This window comes from Paenibacillus polysaccharolyticus (assembly GCF_900102085.1).
In the GTDB taxonomy this organism is placed as follows: Bacteria; Bacillota; Bacilli; order Paenibacillales; family Paenibacillaceae; genus Paenibacillus; species Paenibacillus polysaccharolyticus.
This window is the reverse complement of record NZ_FMVM01000003.1, coordinates 65,989-80,110: the sequence shown is the minus strand read 5'-3', so window position 1 is coordinate 80,110 and position 14,122 is coordinate 65,989. Positions and strand designations below refer to the sequence as shown.

The following is a 14,122-nucleotide window of genomic DNA, read 5'->3' as shown; positions in this document are numbered from 1 at the left end:
ACATTATACTCTGGTTTAAGACCAAATTTAAGCTATTGACCATACGTTCAGTTGAAAGCTATGATGTATAAAATACAAATAATTATGCGGATAATCCATTTAATATTCAATGTCGTAAGTGCTACTATAATTGAAATATCTTTGAGTAGATTTTGTGATACAATAGACAAAAACTCAAGTAAAAGAGTAATCCATTTCATATAGAGCCATACGCATGAAGGGATTAAGACAAGAACGGATGGGGGAAACGTAAGATGTCTACACCTACTGGATTTATGGAATACAAACGGCAGCTCCCTGCCGATCGAGAGCCAGCGGAGCGCATCAAGGATTGGGAAGAGTTTCATAAACATATGGCTGAAGAAGAGCTCAGAACACAAGGTGCAAGGTGCATGGATTGTGGTACCCCTTATTGTCATACAGGTATAGATATGACTGGCGGTACGTCAGGCTGCCCGGTTCATAACCTGATTCCAGAATGGAATAATCTCGTTTATCGCGGTTTGTGGAAGGAAGCGCTGGAGCGTCTTCACAAAACGAACAATTTTCCGGAGTTTACAGGCCGTATCTGCCCAGCTCCTTGTGAAGGATCATGTACAGTGGGCCTGATTGGTCAGCCTGTAACGATCAAAACGATTGAAGAAGCCATTATTGAAAAAGGCTTCGAAGAAGGTTGGGTTGTACCACAGCCACCGGAGAAACGCACAGGTAAGCGTGTAGCTGTAGTTGGTTCAGGTCCAGCGGGACTTGCAACAGCGGCTCAATTAAACAAGGCTGGACATACGGTAACCGTATATGAACGTTCAGACCGTGTCGGCGGATTGTTGATGTACGGAATCCCTACGATGAAGCTGGATAAAAAAGTGGTACAACGTCGTGTAGATTTGCTGGCAGCTGAAGGAATTGAGTTTATTACGAATACAGAGATCGGAAAAGATATTCCGGCTGAGCAACTTGTTAATGATTATGATGCTGTTGTTCTGTGCGGCGGTGCAACCAAACCTCGTGAGTTCAACATTGAAGGTGCTGATCTTAAAGGAGTTCATTATGCAATGGATTTCCTGAATGGTAGCATAAAAAGCTTCTTGGACTCTAACTTGGAGGATGGCAACTACATCTCTGCAAAGGATAAAGATGTTATTGTAATTGGTGGCGGGGACACAGGTTCTGACTGTGTGGCTACATCGCTGCGTCACGGATGTCGCACGATCACACAATTCGGTACGCATACTCAGGCGCCGATGGAGCGTGATCCAATTAACAATCCTTGGCCACAATTCCCGAACGTATACACACTGGATTATGCACAAGAAGAAGCCAAAGCGTTATTTGGTCAAGATCCACGTGAATTCTCCATCATGACTACCAAATTTGTGGGTGATGAAGAGGGCAATCTCAAAGAACTGCACACGATTCAAATCGAACGTATTGTCGATGAGACAGGCCGCAAGATTTATCAGCCAGTTCCAGGTACAGAGCGTGTATTCCCTGCGCAGATGGCGATGATTGCGATCGGTTTTGACGGACCGGAGCAAACGCTTGTTGAACAGTTGGGACTTGAAACGGATCGCCGCACGAACGTGAAGGCGCGTTATGGCAAGTACAACACGAACGTAGATAAAGTATTTGCAGCAGGTGACATGCGCCGTGGTCAAAGTCTAGTAGTATGGGCTATCAATGAAGGCCGTGAAGCCGCTCGTGAAGTGGATAAATATTTGATGGGCGCAACAGTACTGGCATAAACCAGTACCATTGTTCGATCTTTCTGTCTTCTTAATTTACATCATAAAGTATTTACATTATGAACAAAGCGATGAATACCCCTCGTATATGCGAGGGGTATTTGCTATATATTTTGATCAATAAACTTTCTTTGAATTGTTCCATTTCTGATGACAATGTGAATAAGAGCATTGCATTTTCTAAGATAAAGACTTATTATTAGATTATAATTATTATAAATAAGATTGAAGTCGGATTGATTCATAATGGGAAATAGAATTTTAACTTTGACGATGCTGTCTAAACATGACATTGAATTGAGTACATGACTGTAGATACGTTTAAGTAAAGATAGGTAACATAACATATAACGGAGGTGCACCCGTATGGCAAGTAATCGGGACAAGTCCATTTCAGAGCAAATTGATCAAATCAAAAGCCAATTGGTTGATAAAGGATATAAGTTAACTCAGCAACGTGAAGTGACGGTACGTGTGTTGTTGGAACATGAGAAAGATCATTTTAGCGCAGAAGAAGTATTTCTCCTGGTAAAAGAAAAGTTTCCGGAGATTGGACTCGCAACCGTTTATCGTACGCTAGAGCTACTCAGTGACTTGCAGGTTGTAGAGAAAATTAACTTCGGCGATGGAGCTGCACGTTTTGATTTGCGTAGCACAGACGGCTCTCACCATCATCATCACTTGATTTGTACGGAATGTGGCAGTGTGGAAGAAATTATGGAAGATGGATTGCTTCGATTGGAGCAACAGGTATTGCGTCAGTATGGTTTTGCTGTGACCGATCATCGACTTGATTTTCAAGGTGTGTGTAAAGAATGCAGACAAAAACATGAGCTTGATGAGCCAGCGGCTGGTTAATTCATCCCGAATAGGTGCTCTTGAATCCAAAATCTGATATAATAAGTTTCAGAAGCAGGGGCTTCCGTCGGCGGAAGGCCCCTTTTTGCCGTCATAGTGACGGTTTAGGAGGAGAGATGGACGGATGAAGACACTGGTTATTGCGGAGAAACCCGATATGGGGAGAACCATTGCCGCCGTCATAGAACCAAAAGCCAAAAATAATCGCACGTATCTGGAAGGGGAACAGTACATTATCACCTGGGCGATTGGGCATTTGCTTGGACTGGCTGAACCGGATGCCTATGATTCGAAATACAAACGCTGGAATATTGCGGACTTGCCGATCATTCCGGATCAATTCAAAATTGTACCGAATCCACGGACAAAGGATCAGCTCAAAATCATCGGAGAACTCGCAAAGCGTGCTTCAGCGATTGTTAACGCTTGTGATGCAGGGCGGGAAGGACAATATATTTTTGCGCTGATTCAGCAGCAATTAAAGTTGCGTCAGCCTGTAAAACGTCTGTGGATATCGGATTTGACAGCTGAAAGTATTCGGCGTGGATTTGATGGATTGAAAGATGCCGCAGAATTCGAAAATCTGACTTTTGCTGCCCGGGCACGCAGTGAAGCGGACTGGCTGATTGGCATGAATGCTTCACGGGCGTTTACAACAAGGCATAATGCACTATTGTCTGTTGGACGAGTGCAGACACCTGTGTTGGCTCTCATCTATGATCGTGAGATGGAGATTGAAGCGTTTCAGTCACAGACGTTCTATGAAGTGGCGGCCTGGTTTCGGCAGGAAGGTGTTGAATACCGGGGTGTACGTCAAGGAGATAAACTTACGGATGCAGCAACAGCAGAGGCTATTGCAAACAGTGTAAAGGGCAAGACAGGTCAGATTATTAAATATGAAGCCAAACAAACCAAGGAGTATCCATACCGGTTGTATGACTTGACTCTTTTACAGCGTGAAGCGAATGCGAAATTTGGCTACGGCGCGAAAAAAACACTGGATATTGCACAGGCCCTGTACGAAAAACATAAAGTGATCTCGTACCCGCGTACCAATTCCAACTATGTTACGGAGCAGAACATTGAAGGCATGCACAAAACATTGAATTTGCTCAAAAACGGAACTTACAGTGAGCTGGCTTTGGGCGCAAAGCCGGAATTGGTGCATAAAAATAATAAAGGGGTCTGCAATCCGAGCCGGGTGGAAGACCACCATGCGATTTTGCCAACACTGAAACGACCAGGGACACTATCCAAGGAAGAGCAAAATATATATGACTTAATTGTGAGACGTTTCCTGTCTCATTTCTATCCCCCCGCCGAGTATAAACAGCATACGGTACTTACGGAGGTTGAGAAACATCAGTTCAGAACGTCTGTGAAAGAACTATTATTCATCGGTTGGAAAGTAGTGCTTGGTTCTGGCGATCAGGAACAAGGTGCTTCTGGTAAGAAAAAAGCGAAGAAAAATAGCAATGAAGAAGAGGAAGCAGAGGAATGGACGGACAAAGCTTTCGCTGTACAGCCTGACTTGCCTGTTCAATGTACGAAGAGTGAGTTCAAGGAGAAAGCTACTCAACCGCCCAAAAGTTATACTGAGGGCACACTGCTCAAAGCAATGGAGAGTGCAGGTAAACAGATCGAGAACGAAGAACTTCGTGATGCGATGAAGGATAGCGGTCTGGGAACCCCGGCTACACGGGCGGCTACGATCGAACGTCTCAAAAACGTAGGTTACATTACGATGCAAGGGAAAAAGATGGAACTGACGCTGAAGGGACGAACAGCGATTGAGTTAATTCGTCGTGCCGGTGTAGATTTGCTGACTTCGCCTGAGATGACGGGGCAATGGGAGCGCCGGTTACATCAGATCTCTAAAGGTGAAGCTGGACAGGACAAGTTCATGGAAAATGTCAAGAAATTCACATTATCAATCATTGAAAAAGTGCGTGTACAGGCTCCCGCTGCTGCTGATGCCTTTGGTGAAGATGCGAGAGGCAAAGGTAAGGGGAAAGCGAGAGGATCTGGCAACAAAGCAGGTAACAAGGTAACGAGTAGTAGCAAAGCGACCAGGACTTCAACGGCAGACGCAGCTTCAAGTACAGGCACAACTGTGAAATCGGGTACCGCAAGTTCTGGTGTACGTGAAGTGCTTGCTTCATGTCCTTCACCTGGTTGTTCCGGGCATATTATTGAGGGCAAGAAGGGGTATGGCTGTTCCCGTTTCAAAGAAGGATGTACATTTGTCGTCTGGAAAGAATACGCTGGCAAGAAAATAACAAGTACAATGCTGAAGTCATTGGTAGAGAAGGGCAGTACGCAAGTTCTCTCGTTCAAGCGCAAGGATGGAAGTACGGTGAAAGCTCGAATTATTTTAAAAGATGTAGTTACCGGTCAATTATCCGGTGAAAAACAGGAAGCATGATCATAGGCCGCTGTAGATTTTATAGTTGAAAGTAAAAAAAGAACCCTTTAGCCAAGGGTTCTTTTTTGTTGTTTCTGCTCTATATCTTCATGAATGACTTTCGGGACCTCTTCCAGTGCTGTAATGGTATACATGGAAGTTTCCGGATTCGGTTGCAGTTCAACAATGTTATATTGCCATTCATTTGGCTGTTTGATATAGATGCTATGAATTCCGGCATTTACGGCAGGCATAATATCTGTGCGAAGTGAATTGCCAATCATCCATGTTGCTCGCCGGTCAAAAGGGCCTTTGGACAGGATGCCTTCCAATGCTTCAATATTTTTGTGCTGACGAATATAGATTCGATCATCGAAATAGATGGAGAGTTTCATCTGGTCAATCTTTCTTTGTTGAATGACGGTCTCACCGCCTGTGTACAAATAAAGAGAGTGCCCTGCAGACTTCAGTTCTTCCAACGTTTCTACCATATGCGGATAAGGCTCAACTTCCTGGGTGTAGACACTCATGCCCAGTTTGCTCAAATACGTTTCTTCTTTAGTAGATGTTACACGTGCATATTTTTTGGAAAAATATCGATACGTATCAATCAAAGACTGTGGAAAATGGTGACTTGCAAACCCGACTTTGTTCACTCCCGTCACGTCTATTTCGAGTTGCTTCTCCCGAATCTGCTGTGTGGTCAGGGCATGTCCGTCGAACCATTGTTGCATGTTCTCAAAGAATTCTCCCAGAACAAGATTGAAATATTTGTTGCAATATACGAGTGTATCATCAAGGTCAAACAAGATATGTTGTTTTAATAAGGTCAATGCTAGTTCACTCCTTGCCTGCGCTTGCCTGCGGATCATTCACTATCCTATAAAATAAAATAACGAGTTAGATGCGAATGTAGGATTCTAAAAACATATTCAATTCAGATACTCCGTCAGGTCTGATGCTATATTTTTCTTTACGATTGCTTCCTAGTAAATGAGTACGCAGTAGACCTGCAATGCGAAGAGCTGTAACCTGATCTTTGACAGGATCTTGTTCTTTGCCAAGCTCCTCACACATCTCCGAGAGTGACTTCGGTTCGTCCGAAACATATCTTAACAGGCGAAGTCTTTCCGGGTCTGCCAATGCATGTGTGAACCTGAGCAAACACGTTGGCGGCTCATCTTCACTCTCTTCAGGTATATCTACGGGATACTGAATAATCATCATGCCTTCATAGAAGCAGTACATGTTAATAGGACGGTTATGCACCGTTGGGAACAGAATCACTTCGTTTAATCCAGCGATGGGTTCCACAATAACACCTGCGGTAGCATATTCTATTAACAGTTCAGGGCCCATTTTTTCGAGCAAAATGCGTTTTTCTTCAGCATCCTCTTCAAGCCATACACGATGATCTTCGCTAATGTTCCGGCAATAGTGCTGATCCCATAGTCGCAGTAATGGGACGTAGCTGTTTCGAATACGCGTCGATTCTTCTATCGTAAGCGAAGGCATTAATGAAGACACGCGCGCAAATAATTCGTCAGCCGAAAGCTCTGTGAGCATGTCCAGAAAGTCTTGATTTTCTAAAGTGGTATTCTTATATGCTGCCCAGGCGAACAGGACATCAAAATCGTCAAAAGGCCACGTAGCAGCGGGTGCAAGCGCAGCACGTACGTTGGAACTTAGCTTGCGCTCAACGTCCAGAATCCATTCAGGACCAATGTCCAGATGCTGAATCCACTTTTTCGTGACATAAACTAAAAAGCTGTTGAGCATCTCATATATCGGTGAAACATCAATTTTAACGTGATAAGCCATAATGATGCAGAATCCTCCCGTCACATCTAGGTATTCACAGCGACTTATGTACTATTATGGCTTGTTTTACCGGGCGTTGTCCACTATAATGTTCAAGTTCGGAGCTTAGACCCGATTTATAAAGAAAGTATATACCCATATAAATAACAGCCTAGAGATCGTCAGCAATGGCGATTTTTCTTTGTTTGCGCTTGCAGGAGGAATGAAATGTCGTGGCATTGATGTTCAAATCTAAAATATCACCCTCAACTTTTAATTATTTGATTTTAATTACCGTGATCGTTGCAGCAGGGATCAGTCAGGGATTGTTGCTACCTGTCTTATCCATTTTTCTGGAACAGCAAGGGGTTTCTCCCGGGTTAAACGGGTTAAATGCCGCTGCGCTCTACATTGGCTCATTCGCAATGACACTGGCAGCCGAACGTTTACTGGGGGTACTGGGATTCAAAAAACTGATTGTTGGCGGCTTGATTCTGGTTATGCTTCCCTTGATCCTATTCCCGTATTTTCCTGATATTAAAATTTGGTTTGTGCTACGCCTGATTGTCGGCATCGGAGACAGTGCTTTACATTATGCAGCCCAGCTATGGGTGCTGTTAGTCACTGCGCCAGAGAAGCGAGGACGTTATATATCCCTTTACGGTATGTCTTACGGACTGGGTTTCAGTATCGGGCCATTTGGAATCAAGTTGCTCGGGTATGGTGATGCTGTGCCATTTTTGGTGCTGTTTGTTGGCATGGCCGCTGTACTCATTCTGGTGCTGATGAAGCTACCGGATACCAAGCCGGAAAAAGCAGAACATGCTCATTTTCCTGAAAGACGCTTTCGCCGCAGTTTCGCTTGGGCATGGTATGCGCTGTTGCCAGCTCTTTTATACGGTTATATGGAAGCAGGCATGAACAGCAACTTTCCCGTTTACGGACTTCGTGTGGGATATGATACGGATCAGATAGCCTCTTTGCTTCCTTTTATAGGGATTGGTGGACTGTTCCTGCAGCTTCCGCTCGGCATATTAAGTGACCGATATGGTCGAAAAGTAATTCTTATGATAGCCGGAATGGGTGGCGGTTTAGCATTTATGCTAGTTCCTTTGGCGGGTACGAATTTCTGGCTGACACTTGTACTGTTGCTTATCGCCGGAGGACTCGTAGGTTCATTTTTCTCGCTGGGACTCGCTTATGCCGCAGATATTTTACCTAAAGTTTTGTTACCTGCAGCCAATGTGGTAGCGTCCTTTCACTTTACGATCGGAAGTATCGTGGCACCGAATCTGGGAGGTCAGTTGATCAACTGGGTTTCACCTGGCAGTATGTTTACGATGCTTGGTTGCTTGTATTTCATTTTTGGTGTTACAGGACTATTATTTCGGCGTAAACGCGAAGCGGAATTTGTGTTAAAATAGAAGCTGGTGTTCGCATGGAAATTGATGTCCATTTCCGAGTACACTAGTAGTAAGGAAAAACATGGACAAGAGGAGACATCGCGATGATCAGAGTGGAGAACTTGAGTAAATCCGTTGGAGCGGATCGTATTCCGATTCTACGTGATATTCGTTTTGATATGCAACAAGGGGAAATGATTGCGGTAGTCGGCTCCAGCGGGAGCGGCAAAAGCATGTTGCTGAAATGTTTGGCGATGAAGGAGACGTGGGATTCAGGGCGTTTTACTGTTGACGGCATGGATATTTTGAAAGAAGGCTGGAGCGGTAAACAGAGAATTCGGCGGGAATGGGCATACTTGGAACAGAACCCACAGTTATATCCCAGAAAAACGGCGCTGAAGAATGTACTTATCGGGCGTTTTGGTCAAACTCCATTATGGAGGATGGCAACGGGCATGGTGCGTTCGGATGACTACATGGGAGCGATGGACCACCTCGAAGGTTTAGGCTTACTGGATAAAGCGCATCAGCTTGCTGAAAAAATGAGCGGCGGCGAGAAGCAGCGTGTTGCTATTGCAAGGGCGCTTGCTCATGGTGCCAAGGTTGTGTTGGCGGATGAACCTGTCATTGGACTTGATCCTCATACGGCTGATGCCGTGCTGGAAACGTTACGCAAATTGTGTGAAGAGGAACGAGCTACGGTCATTGCCGTGTTACCGATTGAACTAGCAGAGAAACATGCTTCGCGAATCTGGGGAATCGCAGAAGGCCGGATCGCTTTTGATATACGAGGACGGAGATTAACACAGCAGGAGAAAAATCAGATTTAAAATGAGTGCTTAATGAAAAGAGTGATGAAATTGCTTAATTCGCGATGGGGACGCTGCATGGCAGCAGGTACAATGGCTGTTTTGCTCGGAACCGTGCTAAGTGGCTGTACAGTGATCAGTGACCCCAAGCTTCTAATGAAGCCGCCGATGATGTCGACGGACAAAGAGAAACTGTATAATATTGTGCAGAAGGAAACACCGCCTGAAAGTAAGTTGATTCGGCCCAAAGATATGAGCAATACCAGCATGATTCGTGTGGAAGATCTGAACGGTGACGGTATTCGCGAGGCCATTGTTTTCTACGAGACGCCTAATGAGAATGTACGTATCCACGGTATGATTTTGGAAGAGCAGGGGGGAACCTGGGTCAAGAAACTGACGTTTGATGTACCAGGCAATGAGTTGGAATCGTTCAAAGTAATGGATATTACGAATGATGGGAACCCGGACATTATCGTAGGTGTCAGCTTGCAGGATCAGAAAGCCCTAACTGCATATTCATATAAAGGCGGAGTCTTGGAACAAGTGCTGGGCGGCGTGCCTTACAATCAGGTCATTATCGATGATATGCAGGGTAACGCGCTGGATTTAAGTGGAGATGGCAAGAGTGATTTTGTTGTTGTTTCGCTAAACGCCAGTGGTTTTGCCAGCATAGCCTTGTATCAGTATCAGGATGACAGCTTTAAGGAAATGGATCGTGTTGTTACTGACTATACGGTTAAAGAAGTGTATAACGCTCTTGGCGGTGAGATCGCTGACGGAAAAATGGGGATTGTACTTGATGCGGATCTGGATGATCGCAGTTCGTTTACACAGATCATGTATGTGAAAGACAATAAACTTGTTAGTGCTTTTAAATCACCGGATCAAACGTACAGAGATGACAAAATTTTAAGCGGTGATGTGAATAATGATGGTATTATTGAGTTTGGATTAAAAGAAACACCAAAAGGTTGGGAGCACTACGTATTTGATTCGCGCATGTGGTTTTATACATTCTACCAGTGGGATGGCAAAGAGGGGAAAAAGTTTGTGTCGTTCCAGTTCCGGGATGATGCGGATTTGTTCCATTTGAACTTAAAGCCTGAATGGTATGGCAAGATCACGATTGACACCAAATCGGAGAAGGAAAAATACATTCGGTTTAAGATGATCAAAACGGATGAAACCGTGGCCGAAATCAAATATTTCACGTTTTCTCAGTGGGATCTTGAAAAGGGAAAGAGCTGGAAGGAAATTACTCGAACAAAAGATCGGGTGATTGCATCGCGTGTTGCACAATCTGAGGCGGGCAAGGATGCATTAAGTAAAAACTTCTCAGCTGAATAGAAAGGAAGAACTTGATGAGTAAAGTACTTATTCTTGAGGATGAAGAATCTATCCGCAGTTTTATCGTCATTAATTTAAAAAGAAATGGATTCGAAGTGCTGGAAGCGGGCGATGGTCATGAGGCCTTACGCATTTTGCAATCCGTACCCGATATTGATCTTGCACTGCTGGACGTTATGGTTCCTGGCATTGATGGGTTTGAAGTATGCAGACGGATTCGTGAAACGAACGAACGGCTCGGTATTATTTTCTTGACAGCCAAAGTTCAGGAGCAGGATAAAGTATACGCTCTTTCAGTAGGGGCAGACGATCACGTAAGCAAACCTTTCAGCCCGACTGAACTGATTGCACGGATTCAATCACTTCTTCGTCGTGTCAATGTACATCGTGAAACTGCGGCTAAAGTAACGTTCCAATCGGGGCCGTTTTCACTGGATCTGATCTCCAAACAGTTTAAAAAGAATAATGAAGCCATTGAATTAACACCTACGGAATTTTCTTTAATTCAGTTCTTCTTGGAAAAAGAAAATACGCCGCTGAGCCGTGACTTGCTACTGGACCATGTGTGGGGCAAAGAATATATGGGTGATCCCAAAATTGTTGATGTTAACATCCGTCGTCTACGTCAAAAAATTGAGAACAATCCTTCCGAGCCTGAATACCTGCAAACTGTATGGGGTCACGGGTACAAATGGAAGGGCCGGGATCAATGATCAAAAAGGGGATCACGCGGCAGATCGTATTACACTACTTTATTGTCGTTTTCCTCGCTCTGGTGCTTGTTGAGTTTGTGTTTATGCTAGCTGTGCAACGGTATTATTATGAGAGCATTTACAATACCATTAGCACGCACATTACCAATAACAGAGACTTTCTTGAGCCAATAGCCAGAGCTAGTAATGGAGAAGACGGCAACAACAACTTGTCCAGACTCCTTGTTCGACTTGCATTAGACAATACTGAACTGGAGATTCTGGATCTGAACGGCCGCGTGCTGGCGAGTTCGACGGCCTTTGAGTCAGATCGAGCGATGTTACAAACGAGCGACGTTATGCAGGCTTTGAACGGGGATATGGGACGATGGATTGGCAGACAACCCAACACCGGAGAATCGGTGATGGCAGTTGCCAACAAATTCGACCTCGGTGGTGAAAATACGTACATTGTACGTTATCTGACTTCGCTCGAATCCGTAAACTCTAAACTACTTGTCATGGGGTTACTGGCTATTGCCGTAGGCGTTGGTGTACTTGCCATCGTGTTAATTATCAGTATTGGAATGGCCAACTCCATTGTAAGGCCTATTAACAGTATCACAGCGGTATCTGCTCAGATGGCGAAAGGACGGCTGGATGTCAGAGTCAAAGGGAATTATAAACATGAACTGGGCGAACTCGCGTCAACGCTTAACTTCATGGCCCATGAGATTGTACGTAGTAACCAGATTAAAGACGATTTTATTTCGTCCATTTCCCATGAACTGCGCACACCGCTGACCAGTATTAAGGGTTGGAGTGAAACGCTTGATTCAGGTGGATACGATCCGGAAGAAACACGTATTGGTATGGGGATTATCGCGAAGGAAACAGAGCGGCTAATCGGGTTGGTAGAGGAGATGCTTGATTTCTCCAAACTGCAACAGAACCAGATGAAGCTTGTGAAAGGCACAGTTAATATTCGTGAGGTTGTGCAAGAGACCATGCTGAACGTATGGGCCAAAGCTGAACAAAAGCAGGTACATCTGAAGTTAGAGACGGACGAAACACGCGCCTACAATGTATATGGCGATGGGAATCGTTTGAAGCAGGTGTTCTTAAACATTGTGGACAACGCGATCAAGTTCTCACATGAGAACTCGTGGATATTCCTTACGGTCAAAGAAGAGAATGGTCAGATTGTGGCTGTTGTGCAGGATACAGGAATTGGGATCAGTGAGGAACATTTGATTAAGGTAAGGGATCGTTTCTTCCAGGTAAACCACCAAAATGGAGGCACGGGACTTGGTCTTGCCATTACTCAGGAGCTTGTGGAACTGCATGAGGGCACCATTACGATGCAAAGTGAGCTTGGTTCAGGGACAACGGTGACTGTTTCCTTACCTATGCTTAATCAGGAGATAGCTTCAGTAGAACAAGATATAACGGATGAGGTAGCACTGATCGAAGCTGGTACACCGGAGAAACCGGCAAATACAACTTCGGAGCCAGACCAGAATGAGCAGATACAGGCTCATGACTCATCAACTGAGGGTGAGAAGCGCTAGTTCGTCATTATCACACGTTCGGTGGTAGCAGACGATGAAATCTTATACAGCGAAACCAGAAAGGCGAGCCATAATGGCTCGCCTTTTTATATCTAAGGTACATCTTAAAGAATTTATGAGGATAATTCACCAGCACGGAGACGACCACTTTTTTCATACACTTCTTTGAGCATACGTACAGGTTGCGTGCGTACGGCTGGTTTAGGTGCGACAATCTCATTTGGGCCAACGACCACAATTTCATCGGCTGTACCTTTAACAATGGCACCATCTTTGATAATGGCTCCCTCGCCGATAATTGCACGTTCGATATGAACACCGCGGCCTACGCGTGCATTAGGCATAATGACACTGTCAAGCACTTCAGAGCCTTTGCCAACTTCGGCACCGCAGAAAATCACGGAGCGTTCAGCCCGGCCTTCAATAGCGCAAGAGTCGTGAACCATGGAAGCCAGATGTTGCATCTGATTTTGTCTCGCTTTGATCGCGCTTGGTTTGGAGCGCCATTCGCGGGTGAACATAGGCCAATCTTCTCGTTGCAAGCTCCAGTTTTCTTCGTTATATAACAGATCCATATGCGCATCCCAAAGACTTTTCACCGTACCGACATCTTTCCAATAACCATTGAAGTTATATACATAAAGCGAATTAGTTTCGTTTAACATCTGTGGAATAACGTCTTTTCCGAAGTCATGACTGGAATTTGGATTCGCAGCATCTTCAAGCAAGTGACGTTTCAGATATTGCCAATTGAACATGTAAATGCCCATCGAGGCCAAGTTACTTTTAGGTTCGGCCGGTTTTTCGGCAAATTCGGTCACGCGCATATTTTCATCTGCTGCCATAATTCCGAAGCGATGGGCTTCGTCCCAAGGCACTTCCATGACAGAAATCGTAGCGAGGGCATTGTTAGCCTTGTGTTCCTCGAGCATCTCGCGATAATTCATATGATAAATATGGTCACCCGACAAAATTAGAACATTTTCGGGGTTTTGCTGGTCAATATAGTCCATATTTTTATATATGGCATCCGCAGTTCCCAAGTATTCGTCATTTCCTGTATGATAAGATGGAAGCAAGGAGATTCCGGTCTCATTCGAATTGCCAGGTGTCCATGGCTCTCCTTGACCAATATGTTCGTGCAATGATTCCGCCTGGTACTGCGTCAGAACACCTACAGTGTCGATCCCTGAGTTGACGCAGTTACTGAGAGGAAAATCGATAATCCGGTAATGCCCGCCAAACGGTACAGCGGGTTTTGCAATCCTCGAGGTTAAAGGAGCTAATCGCTTTCCTTCTCCTCCCGCCAACAGCATAGCGATGCAATCTTTATTAAACATGATCGTTTCCCTCCCAAAATATTTGTGCAGTGTAGTACATTAGTAAACGAAAGCGAAGCCTCTGAAACGATAGCTATTGTAAAAATTCTGAAAAAATACATCATTTTTAAAAACAACGCATTTTTCTTTTCAACTTGGCTAGAATGGGGTAAT

The 14,122-nt window shown here is 44.6% G+C and carries 11 protein-coding genes; 8 read left to right on the top strand and 3 right to left on the bottom strand.

What is annotated here, in order from left to right; genetic code table 11:
• Positions 1-254: 254 nt before the first annotated feature.
• The 3 genes from BLQ13_RS05010 (at position 255) to BLQ13_RS05000 (ending at position 5,025) form a co-directional block, all read left to right on the top strand.
• Complete coding sequence (locus BLQ13_RS05010) at positions 255-1,742, top strand: glutamate synthase subunit beta (protein ID WP_090916683.1); 1,488 nt, start codon at positions 255-257, stop codon at positions 1,740-1,742.
• A gap of 366 nt (positions 1,743-2,108) precedes the next feature.
• Positions 2,109-2,600 (top strand): ferric iron uptake transcriptional regulator, encoded by a 492-nt coding sequence (fur, locus tag BLQ13_RS05005; protein WP_090916681.1) that lies wholly within the window; start codon positions 2,109-2,111, stop codon positions 2,598-2,600.
• Between the two features lie 124 nt (positions 2,601-2,724).
• Complete coding sequence (locus tag BLQ13_RS05000) at positions 2,725-5,025, top strand: type IA DNA topoisomerase (RefSeq protein WP_090916678.1); 2,301 nt, start codon at positions 2,725-2,727, stop codon at positions 5,023-5,025.
• 47 nt (positions 5,026-5,072) lie between these two features.
• Here BLQ13_RS05000 and BLQ13_RS04995 read toward each other — a convergent pair whose 3' ends face one another.
• A complete protein-coding gene (locus BLQ13_RS04995) occupies positions 5,073-5,837 on the bottom strand; it encodes an HAD family hydrolase (protein ID WP_090916676.1) in 765 nt (254 codons plus the stop codon).
• Between the two features lie 67 nt (positions 5,838-5,904).
• Positions 5,905-6,825: an ArsR/SmtB family transcription factor gene (locus BLQ13_RS04990; protein ID WP_090916674.1), complete on the bottom strand. Its 921-nt coding sequence runs from the start codon at positions 6,823-6,825 to the stop codon at positions 5,905-5,907.
• A 221-nt stretch (positions 6,826-7,046) separates the two neighbouring features.
• On the opposite strand from BLQ13_RS04990, the gene BLQ13_RS04985 reads away from it, so the two are divergent.
• The 5 genes from BLQ13_RS04985 (at position 7,047) to BLQ13_RS04965 (ending at position 12,629) form a co-directional block, all read left to right on the top strand.
• A complete protein-coding gene (locus BLQ13_RS04985; RefSeq protein ID WP_090917300.1) occupies positions 7,047-8,228 on the top strand; it encodes an MFS transporter in 1,182 nt (393 codons plus the stop codon).
• An 83-nt stretch (positions 8,229-8,311) separates the two neighbouring features.
• Positions 8,312-9,037, top strand: a complete 726-nt coding sequence (locus tag BLQ13_RS04980; protein ID WP_090916672.1) for a phosphonate ABC transporter ATP-binding protein — start codon at positions 8,312-8,314, stop codon at positions 9,035-9,037.
• A gap of 57 nt (positions 9,038-9,094) precedes the next feature.
• Entirely contained in the window at positions 9,095-10,366 is a 1,272-nt protein-coding gene (locus tag BLQ13_RS04975; RefSeq protein WP_090916670.1) for a hypothetical protein, read from the top strand.
• Between the two features lie 14 nt (positions 10,367-10,380).
• Entirely contained in the window at positions 10,381-11,079 is a 699-nt protein-coding gene (locus tag BLQ13_RS04970) for a response regulator transcription factor (RefSeq protein WP_090916668.1), read from the top strand.
• Positions 11,076-12,629, top strand: a complete 1,554-nt coding sequence (locus BLQ13_RS04965) for a sensor histidine kinase (protein ID WP_244159227.1) — start codon at positions 11,076-11,078, stop codon at positions 12,627-12,629. Before BLQ13_RS04970 ends, BLQ13_RS04965 begins: the two co-directional genes overlap by 4 nt.
• 113 nt (positions 12,630-12,742) lie before the next feature.
• Here BLQ13_RS04965 and BLQ13_RS04960 read toward each other — a convergent pair whose 3' ends face one another.
• Entirely contained in the window at positions 12,743-13,969 is a 1,227-nt protein-coding gene (locus BLQ13_RS04960; protein ID WP_090916666.1) for a glucose-1-phosphate adenylyltransferase, read from the bottom strand.
• Positions 13,970-14,122: the final 153 nt, after the last annotated feature.